Source organism: Ferruginibacter sp. SUN106 (genome assembly GCF_050611765.1).
GTDB lineage: Bacteria > Bacteroidota > Bacteroidia > Chitinophagales > Chitinophagaceae > Ferruginibacter.
The window spans coordinates 790527-809359 of the sequence record NZ_JBODJC010000001.1; the positions used below are offsets into that span (position 1 = coordinate 790527).

The 18833-nt window shown below is 37.4% G+C and carries 21 protein-coding genes; 15 read left to right on the forward strand and 6 right to left on the reverse strand.

The window, feature by feature from the left end:
• Positions 1 to 138: 138 nt before the first annotated feature.
• The 13 genes from ACQ334_RS03230 (at position 139) to ACQ334_RS03290 (ending at position 9349) form a co-directional block, all read left to right on the forward strand.
• Positions 139 to 669, forward strand: a complete 531-nt coding sequence (locus ACQ334_RS03230) for a carboxymuconolactone decarboxylase family protein (RefSeq protein ID WP_430986727.1) — start codon at positions 139 to 141, stop codon at positions 667 to 669.
• Between the two features lie 297 nt (positions 670 to 966).
• Positions 967 to 1818, forward strand: coding sequence for a class I SAM-dependent methyltransferase (locus tag ACQ334_RS03235; RefSeq protein WP_430986728.1), 852 nt, complete (start codon positions 967 to 969; stop codon positions 1816 to 1818).
• A 128-nt stretch (positions 1819 to 1946) separates the two neighbouring features.
• Positions 1947 to 2885 carry an alpha/beta fold hydrolase gene (locus ACQ334_RS03240; RefSeq protein WP_430986729.1) on the forward strand — a complete coding sequence of 313 codons (939 nt, stop codon included), beginning with the start codon at positions 1947 to 1949 and terminating at the stop codon, positions 2883 to 2885.
• Between the two features lie 155 nt (positions 2886 to 3040).
• A complete protein-coding gene (locus ACQ334_RS03245) occupies positions 3041 to 3634 on the forward strand; it encodes a DJ-1/PfpI family protein (protein WP_430986730.1) in 594 nt (197 codons plus the stop codon).
• Between the two features lie 124 nt (positions 3635 to 3758).
• The gene (locus ACQ334_RS03250; RefSeq protein ID WP_430986731.1) at positions 3759 to 4394 is read left to right on the forward strand and encodes a thioredoxin family protein; all 636 of its coding nucleotides are present in this window, start codon (positions 3759 to 3761) and stop codon (positions 4392 to 4394) included.
• A gap of 15 nt (positions 4395 to 4409) precedes the next feature.
• The gene (locus tag ACQ334_RS03255) at positions 4410 to 4820 is read left to right on the forward strand and encodes a DUF1348 family protein (RefSeq protein ID WP_430986732.1); all 411 of its coding nucleotides are present in this window, start codon (positions 4410 to 4412) and stop codon (positions 4818 to 4820) included.
• 16 nt (positions 4821 to 4836) lie between these two features.
• Positions 4837 to 5031 (forward strand): hypothetical protein, encoded by a 195-nt coding sequence (locus ACQ334_RS03260; protein ID WP_430986733.1) that lies wholly within the window; start codon positions 4837 to 4839, stop codon positions 5029 to 5031.
• Between the two features lie 14 nt (positions 5032 to 5045).
• Positions 5046 to 5672: a pyridoxamine 5'-phosphate oxidase family protein gene (locus tag ACQ334_RS03265; RefSeq protein WP_430986734.1), complete on the forward strand. Its 627-nt coding sequence runs from the start codon at positions 5046 to 5048 to the stop codon at positions 5670 to 5672.
• Positions 5669 to 6922, forward strand: coding sequence for a beta-ketoacyl-ACP synthase II (gene fabF, locus ACQ334_RS03270; protein ID WP_430986735.1), 1254 nt, complete (start codon positions 5669 to 5671; stop codon positions 6920 to 6922). Before ACQ334_RS03265 ends, fabF begins: the two co-directional genes overlap by 4 nt.
• Before the next feature lie 3 nt (positions 6923 to 6925).
• Positions 6926 to 7807 (forward strand): helix-turn-helix domain-containing protein, encoded by an 882-nt coding sequence (locus tag ACQ334_RS03275; protein ID WP_430986736.1) that lies wholly within the window; start codon positions 6926 to 6928, stop codon positions 7805 to 7807.
• A gap of 36 nt (positions 7808 to 7843) precedes the next feature.
• Positions 7844 to 8422 carry a Crp/Fnr family transcriptional regulator gene (locus tag ACQ334_RS03280; RefSeq protein ID WP_430986737.1) on the forward strand — a complete coding sequence of 193 codons (579 nt, stop codon included), beginning with the start codon at positions 7844 to 7846 and terminating at the stop codon, positions 8420 to 8422.
• Between the two features lie 108 nt (positions 8423 to 8530).
• Positions 8531 to 8884, forward strand: a complete 354-nt coding sequence (locus tag ACQ334_RS03285; RefSeq protein WP_430986738.1) for a nuclear transport factor 2 family protein — start codon at positions 8531 to 8533, stop codon at positions 8882 to 8884.
• A gap of 9 nt (positions 8885 to 8893) precedes the next feature.
• Positions 8894 to 9349: a DoxX family protein gene (locus ACQ334_RS03290; RefSeq protein ID WP_430986739.1), complete on the forward strand. Its 456-nt coding sequence runs from the start codon at positions 8894 to 8896 to the stop codon at positions 9347 to 9349.
• A 57-nt stretch (positions 9350 to 9406) separates the two neighbouring features.
• Here ACQ334_RS03290 and ACQ334_RS03295 read toward each other — a convergent pair whose 3' ends face one another.
• From ACQ334_RS03295 to ACQ334_RS03320, 6 genes are all read right to left on the reverse strand, one after another.
• Positions 9407 to 11392, reverse strand: a complete 1986-nt coding sequence (locus ACQ334_RS03295; RefSeq protein WP_430986740.1) for an amylo-alpha-1,6-glucosidase — start codon at positions 11390 to 11392, stop codon at positions 9407 to 9409.
• Between the two features lie 60 nt (positions 11393 to 11452).
• Positions 11453 to 14065: an MGH1-like glycoside hydrolase domain-containing protein gene (locus tag ACQ334_RS03300; RefSeq protein ID WP_430986741.1), complete on the reverse strand. Its 2613-nt coding sequence runs from the start codon at positions 14063 to 14065 to the stop codon at positions 11453 to 11455.
• Between the two features lie 290 nt (positions 14066 to 14355).
• The gene (locus ACQ334_RS03305) at positions 14356 to 15162 is read right to left on the reverse strand and encodes an SDR family oxidoreductase (protein WP_430986742.1); all 807 of its coding nucleotides are present in this window, start codon (positions 15160 to 15162) and stop codon (positions 14356 to 14358) included.
• A 20-nt stretch (positions 15163 to 15182) separates the two neighbouring features.
• Positions 15183 to 16424: a glycoside hydrolase family 57 protein gene (locus tag ACQ334_RS03310; protein WP_430986743.1), complete on the reverse strand. Its 1242-nt coding sequence runs from the start codon at positions 16422 to 16424 to the stop codon at positions 15183 to 15185.
• Positions 16425 to 16532: 108 nt separating this feature from the next.
• Positions 16533 to 17213 carry a Crp/Fnr family transcriptional regulator gene (locus tag ACQ334_RS03315; protein ID WP_430986744.1) on the reverse strand — a complete coding sequence of 227 codons (681 nt, stop codon included), beginning with the start codon at positions 17211 to 17213 and terminating at the stop codon, positions 16533 to 16535.
• Between the two features lie 36 nt (positions 17214 to 17249).
• A complete protein-coding gene (locus ACQ334_RS03320) occupies positions 17250 to 17579 on the reverse strand; it encodes a thioredoxin family protein (RefSeq protein WP_430986745.1) in 330 nt (109 codons plus the stop codon).
• Between the two features lie 357 nt (positions 17580 to 17936).
• Here ACQ334_RS03320 and ACQ334_RS03325 point away from each other — a divergent pair, with 357 nt between their 5' ends.
• Together ACQ334_RS03325 and ACQ334_RS03330 are read left to right on the forward strand one after the other, a co-directional pair.
• Complete coding sequence (locus tag ACQ334_RS03325) at positions 17937 to 18404, forward strand: YHS domain-containing (seleno)protein (RefSeq protein WP_430986746.1); 468 nt, start codon at positions 17937 to 17939, stop codon at positions 18402 to 18404.
• Positions 18405 to 18425: 21 nt separating this feature from the next.
• The gene (locus ACQ334_RS03330; protein ID WP_430986747.1) at positions 18426 to 18827 is read left to right on the forward strand and encodes a DoxX family protein; all 402 of its coding nucleotides are present in this window, start codon (positions 18426 to 18428) and stop codon (positions 18825 to 18827) included.
• Positions 18828 to 18833 lie beyond the last annotated feature (6 nt).

The following is an 18833-nucleotide window of genomic DNA, read 5'->3' on the forward strand; positions in this document are numbered from 1 at the left end:
CAGGCACATGATTCATGTGCCTGCTTTTTTTACAGAAAAAATTATCCATTAAGGGGCGTTCATCATCCATTCTTTACGGGAAGTTGCCGGTGCATCTTTGCACTGTCAATAACGACATCAAATTTAAAAACATAAAAAATGAAAAAGTTTACAGTACCAACAAGAGATGAAGTAGCACCAGCTAACCAGGCAATTTTTGATAACCTTACCAAGGCATTGGGATTTGTGCCCAATCTTTATGCAACCATTGCTTATTCTGATAATGGGTTATCAAGATATCTTGCCTATCAAAATGCAAAAACAACTTTAAGCAACAAAGAAAAAGAAGCAGTTAATTTAGTAGTTAGCCAGGTAAACAATTGTATCTATTGCCAAAGTGCACATACAGTGATAGGTAAGATGAATGGTTTTACTGACGAACAATTACTGGATATCCGTAATGCAAAATCAGAAGCTCCTAAATTAAATGCACTGGTTAAACTGGCTGCCGATATTACTAAAAACCGTGGTAACGCAGATGCAGTATTAGTAGATGATTTTTATGCACAGGGTTATACTAATGAAAACCTGGTGGATCTGATTTTGCAGGTAAGCGATAAAACTGCCATGAACTATTTACATAACCTTACAAAAGTTCCGGTTGATTTTCCTTTGGCCGCTGCATTGTAAGATAAAAAAAGTATTCTGTCACCAGCATAATTCAAGTAAAAGTCAGGAATAGAAGTTATAGTCATGGATTTATGAAAAGCTAAAGTGCCGTCCCAAAAGCAATTGCGGGGCGGCTTTTTTTATGTACCATAAATTGGGTCAATTATTCAATTGGTAGTCAAAATTCTCTATCTAAAAGTGTCGGCTATCTTACATTTTTATGTTTTAATAGCAGATACATTGAGTAGGATATTAAACAGGCACACGCATTTTAAAAAATAAAGCATCTAATTCTACATCACATAAACCCAAATTAAAATGACAGCACAACTTGAATTGATTCGCCAGCAACAAAAAGATTCCTGGAATAAGATTGCTTTTGGATGGAAGAAATGGGATAGTATGACTATGGATTTCTTAAAGCCAATGGGTGACGAAATTATCCGGTTTCTTAAACCATCCGGTAAAGAAATTGTACTTGATATTGGAGCAGGCACAGGCGAACCGGGTTTAACAATTGCTACAATGCTTACTGGTGGTAAAGTTTTTATTACTGACATTGCCGAAAATATGGTAGCTATTGCAACGGAAAATGCAAAGCAAAGAGGAATCGAAAATATTGAAGCAGTTACCTGCGATGTTAGCGATCTGCCATTTGAGGATAATACATTTGATGCTATTAGCTGCCGTTTTGGTTTTATGTTTTTCCCTGATATGGAATTAGCGGCAAGAGAAATGGTTCGTGTATTAAAGCCTGGTGGAAGAATGGCAACCTCTGTATGGAATGTTGCGGATAAAAACTTTTGGGTTACTGCAATTATGAGTGCGATAAATAAAAATATCGAAATGCCTCCTGCGGTGCCGGGTTCACCAGGGATGTTCAGATGCTCTGATAGTGTTTTTATGACGGATATGTTTATGCAGGCAGGCCTGAAAAATATTACCAAGTCAGAAATATATGGCAAATTAAATTGTCAAAATGCAGAAGGATATTGGAATTTCATGAATGAAGTGGCAGGGCCGGTAGCAGCAGCTCTGAGTAAAGTGGATCATGAGACAAAAGAAAAAATAAAAAAAGAAGTGCTGCTATCAATTGATCAAAAATATCCTGAAGGAAAAACTTTGGTTGATTCTAATGCATTTGTTATTTACGGAGAGAAGAAATTATAGTTGGTGTTTAATTTTTTGTATTCCGATAAAATATGTCCATCCTTTTGCGCTCTTCCTCCATTTTAAAATTTTAATTACCGAAGCATCTTTGTACTGTCAATATCGACAACGTAATTAAAAAAAATAAAATGAAAAAGATTACCAAACTATTAGCAGTAACGGCGTTACTAATTATTTCTGTTGCTTCATTTGCACAGGTTGCTTACAAAAGTATTAAAGTGGATGGTTTAAACATTGCTTACAGAGAAGCAGGAAATCCTGCTAATCCTAAGATTGTTTTGTTACATGGTTTTCCTGCAGGTTCACACCAATACCGTGATCTGATTCAATCTCTGTCGGACAAATTCCATGTAATTGCTCCTGATTATCCCGGCTTTGGTTTAAGCGATATGCCTGATCCTGCAACCTACGATTATACGTTTGAAGGCATTTCACAAATCGTTGAACACTTTTTACAATTAAAAGGCTTTGATCATTATGGCTTATTTGCACAAGATTATGGCGGACCTGTTGGCTTTAGAATTGTAGGACGTAATCCGAAAGCATTGGACTGGTTAATTATTCAGAACACCAATGCATATGAAGTTGGTTTTACTCCTGCATGGGACGGATTTCGTGGAGCCTTATGGAAAAACAGGAATGCAGAAACCGAAAAGCCTTTAGCCGGATTTCTTACACACGATGCAATTAAAAGTATTTACTTATACGGAGCAAAGAATCCAGAATTGATAAGTCCTGATAACTGGGAATCTGATTATTCATTTATGCAAAGGCCCAATGCAGTACGTGTAAACCTTAATTTATTTTATGATTATCGCACTAACGTAGAGTTGTATGCTGTTTGGCAGGAATTCCTTCGCAAGAATCAACCAAAGACAATAATTTTCTGGGGACAAAAAGATATTTTCTTTACCCCCGCAGGTGGTGAAGCTTACCTGAAAGATCTTCCTAATGCAGAAATGCATCGTTTGGATGCCGGTCATTTTGCAGTAGAAGATAACCTTGATTATATTTCAAAAGCAATGCACCAGTTTTATGCAACGAAGGTAGCAGGTAAGGGAAAGTAAATTTAAATAAAGAATGCAATAGTAAAAGCTGGCCAATAGAACCCGGCTTTTACTTGTTTAGAAAATTACGAAAAAGGTTACTGAAAATAATTTTATAGTTGTAAGATACCGGTCTTTAAACTACATTAACAGCAGCAATTAAACAATAAAGCACAATGACAGTAGCAGTATTATTATTTAACAATTTTGAAACGTTGGATGCATTTGGTCCTGTAGAAATATTTGGCCGGTTAACTGATCAATACCAGGTTTCGTTTTATTCTCTTGCCGGGGGCTTGATCGGAAATGCACATGGCGTATCTGTGATGACCAAAAATTTAGCAGAAATAGAAAATGGGTCAGATATATTTTTAATTCCCGGGGGTTATGGAACAAGGGAAGAAGTGAATAATGCTTTGTTGATTGATATGATCAGAAAAATCTCACAACAAAGTAAATATGTTTTGACTGTTTGCACGGGCACATCATTGCTTGCAAAGACAGGGCTCCTGGATGGGAAGAACGCTACTTCTAATAAAATTGCATTTGATTGGGTAACAACGCAAGGGCCAAATGTAACCTGGGTTAGAAGAGCACGTTGGGTTGTTGATGGAAAATATTACACCTCATCCGGTGTAAGTGCAGGAATGGATATGACACTCGGATTTTTAGAAAACATTCACGGAATTGAATTCGCCAGGAATGTAGCTCGTACAATTGAATACAACTGGCAGGAGAATAAAGAAGAAGATAGTTTTTGCACGCAATAAAAAAATAAAATACCACAGAAGTTGATCTGCCGGGAAAATTGTCCATCCCTTAGCGGCATTCCTCCATTTTAATGCAGCCAGTTTATTCAGACCTTTGGTGTATAAAAAAAGATAAAATAAGAAAATGGAAACAGTAGCTAAGAGAAAAGCATTAAAAAAAGCAGATTACGCAAAATACATACAACTGGGTATTAGTTATCAGCAGTACAAAAATAACATGGCTGAAGACCTGGCTTTAAATACTGATAGCAGAACCAGGGAGTACATAAACTTAAATCAACGCAGGATGCACAGGGTTGAAAAAACTTTTGAGATTTCAGCAACACTGGTAACGCAAATTAAAAACCTTAAGCACAAAACTTATTGGCTCATCTTAACGGAGCATTGGTGTGGCGATGCTTCTCAAACACTTCCTGTATTCAATAAAATTGCAGAGGCAAGTGCAGGTAAAATTGAAATGGCATTGGTTTACCGTGATCAGCATCCTGAATTGATGGATGAATATCTTACCGATGGAACCCGTTCTATTCCCAAACTTATTCAGCTGGACGAACATTTTAATGTTACCGGCTTTTGGGGGCCTCGGCCTACAGCAGCACAACAGTTAGTAAAAAAGTTAAAGTCAAATCCTGTAACTGCAACCACCTATGCAAATGATTTGCATTTGTGGTATGCAAAAGATAAACAGCATTCGCTTGAAACAGAAATTGCAAAATTAATTTTCAGGGCCAATTTATATTGTCCTGAATGTTTATCATAACTAAAAACAATTATCATGGAACAAAAATTTCCTCTTCCGCCGTTTACAATGGAAACCGCATTGCAAAAAGTACAACTGGCTGAAGATGCCTGGAATAGTAAAGACCCTGAAAGGATTTGCCTGGCTTATACAATTGATACAGAATGGCGCAACCGCACCGATTTTATAAACGGTCGTGAAGCAGTAAAGCAATTTTTAAAAGGTAAATGGGAAAAAGAATTGAACTATAAATTAAAAAAAGAATTGTGGGGCTTTCGTGAAAACCGGATGGCAGTAAGGTTTGAGTATGAGTATCAAAATGCCGAAGGACAATGGTTCAGAGCCTATGGAAATGAAAACTGGGAGTTTGATGAAAATGGTTTAATGAGGAAAAGGTATGCCAGTATCAATGATCTGCCTATTAAAGAATCGGACAGAAGATTATAAAATAAATAAAATGGTTATGGAAAAGAGTACAACAAAAGATGAGGCATTAAAAGAAGATACAGTGTTAATTCCTGAGTTAACTAAAGAAATTAAACAACCTGACGCAGAAGAGATTGTTTTGTATGATGAATGTGGTGATACGCTCTGGGACAGGGTTTTAAGACAGGAAGAAAATAAGTTAAAAGTTGCTTCTGTACAGAATGCCAAATAATTAAAAGTTACAGCATGGCAAAAAATTTCGCATCCATAGCTTTTACCAAAGCAGTAAAAGAAATGCAGGAAAAATCAGGCAGCAGGAAGAGCTACGCCAGGATGGAGCAAGATACTTATGTAGATGGGCTAACAGAAAACGAAGTAGATTTTATTTCGCAGCGGGATAGCTTTTATATGGCGTCTTATGGAGCAAATGGATTTCCATACATACAGCACCGTGGTGGGCCTGCCGGTTTTTTAAAAGTGCTTGATGCCAAACGCCTGGGTTTTATAGATTTTAAAGGGAATATGCAATACATATCTGTTGGCAATATCGCCACTAATAATAATATTGCTCTGATCATGGTAGATTATCCCGCAAGAGCAAGATTAAAAATATATGCTACAGTGGAAATTGTTGAACTGAAAGATGATTCAACTTTATATGATCAGCTCGATCTGAAGGAATATAAATTTAAACCCGAGCGGATGATGGTATTTAATATTGAAGCATACGATTGGAATTGTCCGCAACACATTACACCACGCTATACCATTGCAGAAATTGAAAATGCATTTGCACCTCAGCAACAACAGATCGCCAACCTGGAAGCAGAAATAAAAAGACTGAAGGAACAATTAAAAAATCAAAATGTATGACAAAAGATTTAAAACGGGTAGTGATCACGGGTATGGGGGTTGTTACTTCGCTGGGGAATACAGTAGACGAATTCTGGAAAAATATTATTGCCGGAAAAAGCGGCGTGGGTTTGATCACAAAATTTGATACCACTAATTTTAAAACCAAATTTGCCGCAGAAATTAAAAATTTTATTGCGACTGATTATTTTGAAAAAAATGAAGCCCGTAAATACGATTTGTTTACGCAATATGCAGTAGCTGCTGCAGACGAAGCCATAAAAAATGCAAACATTAATTTTGATAATTTAAACCGCAATAAGATCGGTGTTATCTGGGGTTCAGGCAATGGTGGCATTCAAACTTTCCAGGACCAGGTAGGGGAATTTATAAAAGGAAATAAACAACCCCGCTTTAATCCGTATTTTATTCCAAAAATAATTGCTGATATTCCTTCCGGTGTTATTTCGATCAGGCATGGGTTAAGAGGATTAAATTTTTCCACCGTTTCAGCATGCGCATCTTCCAACAATGCGATCATTGATGCTTGTAATTATATCCGTTTAGGTAAAGCAGACATGATCATTACGGGTGGATCAGAAGCCCCCATAAATGAAAGTTCGATCGGGGGATTTAATGCATCAAAAGCATTATCAACAAATAATGACAACCCGGAAGGAGCATCCAGGCCCTTTGATATCAATAGAGATGGTTTTGTAATGGGCGAAGGTGCAGGGGCTTTAGTAGTAGAGAGTTTGGATGCTGCAATTAAAAGAGGGGCAACAATACTGGCAGAAATTGTAGGTACTGGTATGGCAGCCGATGCATTCCATCTTACAGGTACTCATCCTGATGGGGAAGGCGCTTATTTAGGGATGATAGATGCCTTAGAAGATGCAGCTATTGATGCAACAGCGATTGATTACATTAATGCACACGCCACATCAACACATATGGGTGACGAGAGTGAACTAAAAGCAATTATGAGGGTGTTCGGGGAAAGAAAGGATTTAAATATTAGCGCAACAAAATCCATGACCGGGCATTTGCTTGGCGCTGCAGGTGCTATTGAAGCCATTATTTCAGTAAAAGCTATTACTGAGGAAATTGTACCACCAACAATAAATACCGGCGAGGTAGAACCTGCTTATAACAATAAATTCAATTTAACTTTAGGTACCGCCCAAACAAAACAAATTAATTATGCAATGAGTAATACCTTTGGTTTTGGAGGGCATATTGCAACTATCATTTTAAAAAAATATAAATAACCAATGCTCAACCAATCTACTTTTACACTGGTAAATCAGCAGAACGGGAATCTTGCGTTTAAACTTTTTCATTTTGAAGACAACGGTTTTTTTGATCATATTCAGCGCAACAATTATTTTTCATTGATCTGGGTTACCGAAGGAACAGGAAAAGTGATAGCCGATTTTGCAGAATATGATTTTGAAGGAAATAGCCTATTTGCATTCGCACCTTATCAACCTTTTATGTTTTCAGGCACACAAACAATTAAAGGGACAGCCATCTATTTCCATCCGGAATTCTTTTGCATTTATAAACATGATAAAGAAGTATCCTGCAATGGAGTACTCTACAACAATGTGTATAAACCGCCTTTTGTAAAAGTTGATGACCAATCTGCCGTAACTTTAAAAATGCTTTGCGGTCAGCTTGAAACTGAAATGCAAAATCCTGCACTGGCTCAATATGAATTGCTGGTTTCTTACCTGAAAATATTTTTAATAACAGCATCACGTTTAAAAACACAGCAACAATCTGAAGCTGCCATATCAGTAAGCGGTAATGAAGAACCTTTTATACTGCAAAAGCTGAAAGATGCTATTGAAGATAACTTTAAGACCAAGCACTCACCGGCAGATTATGCAGAGATGCTTTACATCTCTCCAAAAGCATTGGCAAAAATTACTAAATCTCATTTTAATAAAACACTCAGCAGTTTAATAAATGATCGCATTATAATTGAGGCTAAAAGAGAATTGTACCTCACCGATAAAACTGTTAAAGAAATTGCCTGGGAACTGGGTTATGAAGATGAATACTATTTCAGTCGTTTCTTTAAAGTAAATGCTGATGTATCACCACAACTGTACAGGGATACTGTGGGCTATGCAAGGTCAATGGCTTAGAGAGGGAAAATTTATAATTTGTTGTATTTTTAAATCATGTTTGAACTCATACAAAAAAATATTGCCAAACATATAGATCTGAAGGAAGATGAGTTTGCTTATTTTACATCCTTACTTCAATTAAAACGTTTAAGAAAAAAGCAATTTCTTTTGGAGGAGGGGGAAGTTTTTCAATATGAGTGTTTTGTAAACAGTGGCTGCCTGCGCCAATATTATTTAGATGAAAAAGGCCAGGAACATATCATTCAGTTTGCCATCAGCGATTGGTGGATCGGTGATCAATATAGTTTTTTAACCGGCCTGCCATCAACCAACTTTATTGATGCCATTGAAGAGTCTCAGGTATTACTGATCAGTAAAAATAATCTTGAACAATTGTATACCCGGGTGCCTAAATTTGAACGTCTCTTTCGTATTTCATTTCAAAATAGTTATGTTGCTTTACAAAGACGTATCCTTTCCAACCTCAGCCAGACTGCAGAAGAGCGCTATCTCGATTTCAACAAACGGTATTACGAAATAGAGCAAAAAGTTCCCCAGCACCAGGTCGCTTCTTACCTTGGTATTACTCCTGAATCACTAAGCCGTATCCGCAAACAATTAGCGGGCAAATAAATTCTCTTACCATAGATCAATACAATTTCTTATCCTTTATCATTGGAACAGGTATCTGTTGTGATGCAATTTTGTGTTCTTATTTATTATCAAACAAAATAAATTTTTATGCACACGATCTTAGAAAAAATTAATCATTTAAATCAATTGGTTTTAGATGGCAAAATGCTCGATGCTTTTGAATTGTACTATCACGATGATGTAACGATGCAGGAAAATACCATGCCGGCTACGGTTGGTAAAGCAGCCAACAGGGAAAGAGAACTGGAATTTTTAAACAATATTACAGATTTCCGTGGCGCCAAAGTATTGAATGTGGCTGCAGGCGAAAATGTATCTTATGTAACCTGGCAGTATGATTACTCACACAGGGAATGGGGTGAAAAAAATTATACCCAGGTTTCTGTGCAGCATTGGGATGATGGAAAAATTATTAAAGAACATTTCTTTTACGGAAATTAAAACATAGCCATGAAAAATATTTTTAAAACAAATAATGACTGGACGGGTTTCTTGTTAAGATTAACCATTGGCATTGTACTATTTCCACATGGAGCACAAAAGCTATTAGGTTGGTTTGGTGGTTACGGTTTTACAGGAACAATGAATTTTTTTACTGCTACAGTTGGTTTGCCGTGGATCATTGGCCTTTTGGTTATTATCCTGGAATTTTTCGGGAGTATATTGTTGGTGATTGGTCTTGGTTCAAGAATAATTGCATTAAGTATGATCGCACTTTCTACTGGTATCATTTTTACATCGCATATTCAGAACGGCTTTTTTATGAATTGGTTTGGCAATCAGAAAGGAGAAGGATGTGAATATTTTTTATTGCTTATCGGACTTAGTGCAGCATTACTACTAAACGGCAGTGGAAAATTATCACTGGACAAATTGTTGTATAAATCAAAAAATGCCGGTTTGTAATACCTGGCATTTTACATTAACCTTGTTTTAAACCATACCGATTTTACACTGCTGCCATCAATTTTTCTTTGTTTTAGCAGTTGGAGCTTTATACAACTCATAATTTTTTATCACTCTTAAAACTTCTGCCACGCCCCATGCTTGTGCAATGCAACCTCGTGGATGATGTGGCGCATCTGCATCAAATATTTCTGACACGGAACCAATGCAACCTTCATTGAGATGAAATTTAAAATTGTTGATTATTTGCTTTGCCTTTGCTTTGCCTTTGGCACCATATACTTTAACAACAGCATCAACATAAGCGCCAAGCAACCAGCTCCACACTGTTCCTTCATGGTAGGACGAATCCCTGTGCCATTGATCACCACCGTAATGATGTACATAATGTATGTCATTAGCAGGCAAACTCCTCAAACCAACCGGGGTATATAATTTTTCAGTGACAACCTGTAGCACATTTTTTGCTTTATCATCTTCCAGCAAAGCAAACGGAAGACTAATTGCAAATAATTGATTTGGCCTGAGCTCCGCATTTGGCTTTTCATTTTCATCAATTACATCATAAAAATATTTACCTTCGGCATACCAGAATAATTTTTCAAAACTTTCTTTCACTTTTGCCGCAACCGCTTCTATTTTTGCTGCATCAGATTTTTGTTTGTTCATTCGCAGTAAAGCAGCAAATATTTTTAGTGCGTTATACCACAATGCCTCTATCTCTACCGGCTTGCCCATTCTTGGTGTTACCACCCAGGAGCCAATCCTTGCATCCATCCAGGTTAGTTGCTGGCCAATTTCGCCTGCGTATAACAAGCCGTCATCATCAACATGTATGTTATACCTGGTGCCTTTAAAATGCCAGTCGATAATTTCTTTCAGCACTGGCAGTATTTCATTCAGTATAAATTTTTTATCATTACTGACCTGTAAATATTTGTATGCGGCAACAAAATACCAAAGTGTTCCATCAACATTATTGTATTCCGGCGGTTCATTATTATCTTGGAAACGGTTGGGCAGCATACCCATACTCACACTGTTTGCAAAGGCCGATAATATTTTTTTGGCATCTTCAAAACGGCCGGTGCTTAGGCATAAACCAGGTAAACTTATCATGGTATCCCTGCCCCAATCTGTAAACCAGTGGTATCCGGCAATAACAGTTTTTAAATTATCACCACGTTTTACAATAAATTGATCTGCTGCCAGCACCAATTGTTGCAGTGTTTCATCCTGCGGTTGTTCATTTAATAATTCCTGTCTTCTCAAACTTTCTTTTGTCAATAGCGCCTGCGCATCTCTTCCTGACGGATCTTCGGTAGAAATGATAATGCCAATTGAATCACCCTTTTTTAATTGGACAGTAATTACACCATGATTAAAAAGGTCTTCTGTATAATCCAATCCACGATATGCTTCCACACTGTATTTAAAATTTTTAAACCAACGTGGAGCATGCGTATAAGTTGATCCGGGAACATTGATGTACAAATTCAAATTACCGTCTGGCTGGTTATGAAAAATACCGTCGTTAAAATCAACATCCCAATGCATTTGCGGGCCTTCGTGTTGCATTACATGATAAAACCTGCCTGCCATTAAGGGCAAAAGTTCTAATGTGAATTTTTTGGTTGCTTTGATTACTTCATACAAAACAACCACCGTGTTTTCTTCATGTATCATAGCAATTGTTTTTTTCAACTGCACACCTTCTATTTCATATACCCATTCAGGAAATAATTCTTTAGTGAAACTTTTTAAAAATTGATTACCGGCGGGATGAACAACATCACCGTCATAAAGGTTGGACCCTAATTCAATTCTTTTTTCATTCAGCACAATTGTTTCATCCAGTTTACTAAGCAGTACTGTTCTTTCTGCCGGAGGATTGGTTGCCGCAACCAATAATCCATGATAGCGTCTTGTGTTTGCATGAATGATAGAAGAACTACTCCAGCCCCCAAGACCATTTGTCTCCAGCCACTCATGTTTAATGGCCTCGGAAAAGTCTTGTAAAATAATTTTATCTTTTTTCAGCATCACTATTTTTTAATTCATTAATATTTCTTCCTTATTCGATTTCACTGGTTGTTTTGAAGGTTAACTTATCCTGTTGATCAATTCTGCAACCACACCAGTCCAGCCGGTTTGATGTGAAGCACCTACACCTCTTGCAGTATCACCATGAAAATATTCATAGAATAAAATTAAATCCCTGAAGTGTTCATCCTGATAAATTGCGTAGTTATCATTCACCGGCCGGTGTCCGTTATCACTCAATTGAAATGTAGATACTAATCTTTTCGCTATTTCATTGGATACCTCACTTAATAAGATCTCATTGCCGGATCCCGTTGGAAATTCCACTTTAGTATCGTCCTTATAGTATTCGCAATATTGCTGCAACGCATTTATCAGTAAATAATTCATCGGCATCCATACAGGGCCACGCCAGTTACTATTGCCGCCAAATAATGCACTGGTACCTTCTGCAGGTTGGTAATCCAGGCCAAATTCCTGTCCATCTATATTCACCGAATACCCGTGCTCATGTATTTTTGAAATAGAACGTATGCCTCCCTGTGATAAAAATTCCTTTTCATCCAGCAGCGCTTTTACCAGGCGTTCTAATTTTTTCCTTGGCACCAGTGAAAGTAAGATATCGTCATGTTCGTTTAGTTCTTCTATAACTAAGTAGTCATTATTTTTTTCCCTGTATTGCTGAAACCATTTTAAACGATTATAAAAATCGGGTAACTTTTTTAAAGTCTCCTTCTTCAATACCAATACTGCAAACAAGGTGCTTAACCCTACAAGGCTGCGTACTTTTACCGGAATGTATCTTCCGTCGGGCAATGATAACACATCATAGAAAAACCCGTCTTCATCATCCCAACTGCCTGTCCAATCTGCACCCATGCGGTTTAATGATTCGGCGATATAAGTAAAGTGCTCAAAGAATTTTGTAGTCACATCTTCGTAGCTATCGTCATACTGTGCAATCTCCAAACTCATTTCTAACATATTCAAACAATACATCGCCATCCAGCTGGTACCATCTGCCTGTTCTAAAACACCACCACCAGGTATTGCACTGCTTCTGTCGAACACGCCAATATTATCCAATCCTAAAAATCCGCCTTCAAAAACATTATTACCTTTATGATCTTTACGATTTACCCACCAGGTAAAATTTAAAAGTAATTTTTTGAATACTCTTTTTAAAAATTTTATATCTCCTTGCCCGGTTTTTGCTTTATCGATCTTGTATACCTGCATGCAACTCCATGCATGCACGGGTGGATTAACATCGCCGAATGCCCATTCGTATGCAGGCAACTGTCCATTGGGGTGCATGTACCATTCTCTTAAAAATAATATTAGCTGGCTCTTTGCAAAACCGGCATCAATCATAGATAAAGGCACACAATGAAAAGCTAAATCCCATGCAGCATACCAGGGGTATTCCCATTTGTCCGGCATTGAAATAATATCTTCATTATTTAAAGTTGGCCAATCATGGTTACGGCCTTTCTTTCTTGTTTCCGGTGGCACAGGCTGACCGGGATCGCCATTTAACCAGCGGGGAATATCAATATTAAAATATTGTTTGCTCCACAACATACCAGCAAATGCCTGTCGCTGAATATTGATAAGGTCTTTGTCTTTTGCTGTAGTTATTACAGCATAAAAATCGTCCGCCTCTTTAATTCTGTTTGTAAATACTGCGTCAAAGTTTTTATCAAAAGGATTTTGTTGATGCGGTTGTTTACTTAAACGAAGTTTAACTGTAACGGAAGATTGTGCTACAATATTAAATTCATACATAGGAGCACACTTTGTTCCGTCTTTTTTTTCTGACAGCCATTCAAAATTATTTTCTGTAACAGCTGTGTGAAAAGTATCTTTTACAAAAGGTGACGGATTAGGTTGTCCATACAAACGTGCTGTATTGGTTTCGTTTTCGGTAAACAGGGTACGAACAGGATTGTCAAAATAAAAATGATAGTCTCCGGGGGTAGGATGTTCAACTTTTATTGTTCCATAGTTCTTTTCTTCTTCCTGCAAACGGAGCGTTGGTTTTGTATCCATCAAACCAAAGTTCCATAAATTGCGAAACCACAATGTGGGAAGCAGAGCGATATAGGCGGTTTCATTTCCACGATTGTGAATGGTGATTTTTATACACAGGTCCTCTGCATTATCTTTTGCATATTCCGTAACTACATCAAAGTATTTTCCCTCATTAAATAAATTTGTATCCAGTAACTCAAATTCTTTCTCGTATTTATTCCGGTTGCGATTAATATTTACAAGATCAGCATAAGGATATTCCGCATGCGGATACTTGTACAGATGTTTCATATAAGAATGCGATGGTGTATTATCTAAATAATAATATAATTCTTTTACATCTTCGCCATGGTTACCCTCGCTGCCGGTTAAGCCAAACAAACGTTCTTTAAGAATAGGATCTTTGCCGTTCCATAACGCAATGGCAAAACAAATGCGTTGCATATCATCGCTTATACCGGCAATACCATCTTCGCCCCAGCGATACACTTTGCTCCTGGCATGGTCGTGGGGAAAAAAATCCCAGGCTTCACCATGTTCACTATAATCTTCACGTACAGTACCCCATTGACGTTCGCTTAAATAAGGCCCCCATTTTTTCCATAAAGGGTCAAATAATCGTTTTTCTTCAGCGTTCATTTGTTGATGTTTTTATTTTTGGGGCCGAACTAAATTTCTTTGTTCAACTTCATTGGCAGAGTTTATCTCGAAAGCATTCGGGACACTCTTCAACTATATTTCTTTATTGAGCCTTAATTGTGTTTTGCTTTAAAATGCTGCCCCGATGGGGCTTTTAAAACAACACTTCATTTTTGTGCTACCAAAATACCGCTCCCATGGAGCTAAAACACAGTCGTCTTGTCAATCCTCGCTAAGTTCTCCTCCATTTCCCTCTCCTGCAGGAGAGGATAGGTGAGGTTCCTCCGCTTCTATCCATTGTCCTCAAACCCAGGATACAATGTCATACCCCCATCCACAAATAAGGTGGTTCCATTTACATAATCACTATCATCACTGGCTAACCATACTGCTGCTTTACCAATATCATCGGGCTTGCCTACACGCTTTTGCGGAATTAATTTCAATAACTCCTGCAGATGGGCTTGTGTATCCCATGCGTCATGATTAATGGGCGTAGCAATTGCACCCGGAGCGATACTGTTGATACGAATCATTTTGGGTGCAAACTCCTGTGCGATGGTTTTCATCATCAGCATAACACCACCTTTGCTGGCCGCATAGTTAGCGTGGCCCGCCCATGGAATAACTTCATGCACACTACTCATACAAATAATCTTACCTGCACTTTTTGATTTACCATTTACACCACGACGCAGAAATTCTTTGATTGCTTCACGTGCACATAAGAATTGCCCGGTGAGATTTACGCCTAACACATAATTCCATTGTTCTAAAGTCATTTCTGTAAAAGGAGCGTCTTTTTGTAAACCGGCATTGTTCACTAAAATATCTACAGTTCCAAATTGTTGTATTACATCTGCAAACATCAACAGTACTTCGTCTTCCCTGCTTACGTCGCATTTGTAAGAAACAGCTTTGCCGCCTGCTTCAATAATTTCTGCTACTACAGTTTCTGCCATTGCTTTACCCTGAATTATTGGATAGTTTACCACCACTGTGGCGCCGGCATCAGCCATTTCCTTAGCACAGCCTGCGCCTATGCCACTGCTTGCTCCTGTAATTATGGCTACCTGGCCTTGTAATTTTTTTTGCATGTTTTTATAATAAGAGTTATTTAATAAAGAACCGAATGTGCTGAATTGGAAAATTTGTGAGGGTTGTCTTGTAAACACGATTTGATCATCGAAATTTCAAAGTCTGTTAGAATATTACTGTAGGTTTTAAATGCATCCCTGGCACTACAGAAAGGATTCAATAAATGATAGGCATCTCCTTCACATCGCTGATGGGCCGACATAAAATAAAAATAATCCACGGTCTGTAATTTTCTCCAGGTAGCAGTTATTTTTTCATCACCACTTTTTAATACCATATTTTCCAGGCTGTAAATTTTCCTGATCGTATTATGTTGCATTACATTTTCTCCCCACAAACAGCAGTCGTTATTCTTATCTTCCCATGATATTGTTTCCGGCACATCATAAACATCTTTTGGATAGCAATGTGCTAACGCTTCTGTGGGTGTTTTAAAATAAAACTCCGGGTTGGTAAGGATCTCAGCAGGTAAATGTTGTAAAAATTCAAAAATACCCGTGTCTACTTTTTTATGAATTCCGAATGTTTCATAATCGAAAAATAAATTGATGTTGCAGGTATCTGCAGAAGTATGTGCATGAATCCAGTCGGCAAATTTTTGTGCCGTTAACGGATGCTGACTCCAGCCGGTTGCTCCAAAGCGAAAGGCAATGTCATCTGATAACTCCATGTTGCGCAGCAGTACGCCAAAATCATTATTGCCGGGGCAAGCATAGGTTTGATTAGCTGTTCTTCCATTTAATATTCTCGACAAACCTTCGCAGAGGATGCCTTTGTAACCGGCCGCTGCAATAAACTGCACCAGTTCATTATTATAGATCAATTCGGTATTTCTGAAAACTACTGGTGCTGTGTCAAATAATTCTCTGATCAGCAAACTGTGTTTTTCAACCTGCAATGCAAATTCTTTTTTTGAATGCAGCCAGCTTAAAGAATTATTATAAGTTTCGGCGAGTATTTCCACACAGCCGGTCTTTATCAATTCTTTAAAAGAATCAATTACATCTTTACGATACAATTGTAATAACTCCAGTACAGTTCCGCTAATAGAAAATGCTACCTTAAATTTTCCGCCGGTTGCTTCTATCTGGTTAAGAATAATCTTATTCGCCGGCAAATAACATTCATCAGCAACTTTGTTTATTGCTGCTATGTTAGCATCCTCGTCATCATAACAATGCAATACATCGATATCTTTAAATTCATATTGTTTCAATCGATAAGGCTGATGTACCCTAAAACAAAAACTTATTGAAGGCATAAAATATTAACTTACTAAAACTTATAGTTGGAGATTACTGTTTAAAAATTACAGCGTAAAAATAGCAACCGTGTTAAACATCATTTGTAAAGCAGTTTACAATAAAAATCAATTTACCAGGTAGCGACTGTTAATTTCAATATGTTTCCGGTTGTAATACAGCAGACCGGTGTCTTTTAGTTCATTTAGTAAGGTAGTAACACTCTGGCGGGATGTGGAAATAATACCCGCAATATCGTTATGTGTTAAATAATTGTTCAGTTTTATTTTATCTCCATCCCTGCTGCCTTCACGGTTAGCCCAGTCTTTAAAAAAACTTATCAAGCGGCTTTTAGCATCCTTAAATACAAGGTTGGAATGGCGGCTTTCTAACCTACGATATTTGGCACTGATATGTTGCATAAAATTCATGGCAAGGACAGGGTTAGATTGCATAAGCATTTTAAAATCTGCCGACCGGTATGAACAGATCACTGTATTATCTGTAAATGATTCGGCAAACTCATCATCAGAAATTCCTCCGTTTAATGCCACATCTCCAAAGATATCAGTAGCAGTTAAAACTTCTTTTATCAGTTCATCACCGCAGTCGTCAATTTCGGAGATTTTAATTTTTCCTTTTACTAAAAGATAAACCCTGCTTTCAAAGCCATCTTCCATGTAAATACTTTCTCCCTTATTTACATTTTTAACTTTTACATTTTCAGTCATCTCCAAAATCTGTGTGTCAGTTAAACCGGTAGTAATTTCGTGTTGCTTCAGATACAAAAACTTAATTTCTGTGTGCATGGCTTGATATTTTAAGTTTGGTTAAATAAATTATAGTTAGCTTTTTTGATTAATGGCGTTTTCTATTTTTGCAATCAGTGCATTTTTTGATATCATCCCATTTACAAAATCTATTACAATTCCGTTTTTATAAAATAGTATTGTTGGCAATTCTATAACACCTAACTCTTTTTTCAGCATGGGTGATTCTTCCACATCAACTGTAAAAAAGCCGACACTACTACTATAATTCATCGACAACTCTTTATAAATCGGAGCCATCATCTGGCAGGGGCCGCTCCAATCTGCATAAAACTTAACTACCTGTATTCCCTGTTCATTTAATATCTTTTCTGTAAATCCTTTTTTATCTGCTACTAATTTCATATTGCTTTTTTATTTGGCACAATTGTTATAGCCAAACGGGATGCCACGTTTTATCTGAGCCTTTTTACGCTTCTGAAACCCTTTACTGTAAAGGGTTTTGTTGATTTTAATAAAACGTAACAAGAGGATTTACGCTCTTCTTTTTTCACAACATATTGGGAATGTCACAACATATTGGGAATGGATTCCCAATACCGTTTTCACCAGTCAATCCGGATTAAACTATTTTAAGCAGGTAGTATATTTCTGTAGGCATTGTATATTTTTCTTGTCTTCAACCTTTTTGTTTTTCTGTCATGTACCCGACAGAGGTCCGGGACACTGCCGTCTACATTTGTGTTATAAAAAATCAATTACATGAAATCAATTTTGTTTTTTACAGCCTTTTTAATTTCTACCACTATCAGCAGTTTTGCCCAGGATGCAACTGCGCTCAACAAAAAGCATTTTAATCTTGATGATGGTATAGCAATAAAGGGTTACGACCCCGTTGCTTATTTTATTGCTAACAAAGCGGTAAAGGGAAGCAAAGACCTTGCAGTATACCACCAGGGTGCTACTTACTATTTTTCTTCTGCAGGTAACAAAGAATTATTTAAAGCAAACCCATCTAAATATTTGCCGGAGTATGGTGGCTGGTGTGCCTATGCTATGGGGGCTAAGGGCGAAAAAGTAAGTATCGACCCGGAGACCTATAAGATTGTTGGGGGTAAACTCTATCTTTTTTATAACAAGTTTTTTAACAATACCCTTAAAGACTGGAATAAAGATGAGGCTAACCTGAAGAAAAATGCCGATGCTAACTGGATAAAAATATTTCACTAAACAAATTTTATAATAACCGTCATGACATTTTCAACTATCGGCACCTGGATACTGCGTTTACTGGCTGCCATTATTTTATTGCAAACGCTATTCTTCAAATTTACTGCTGCGGAAGAATCGGTATATATTTTTACACAAATTGGTATGGAGCCATGGGGCAGAATTGGTATTGGCATCATGGAATTGATAGCCGCTATTCTGATTCTTTTTCCTAAAACAACACCTTACGGTGCTTTGCTCGCTATTGGATTAATGGCCGGAGCAATTTTTTTCCACCTTACAAAATTAGGTGTGGTTGTAAAAAACGATGGCGGGCAATTATTTGTATATGCACTAATTGTTTTGGTGTCGTCAGCAATACTGCTGGTTATTTTCCGGCAGCAGCTGGTGGCAACAACAAAGTCAATCCTGAAATTTAATTAAGCCAAC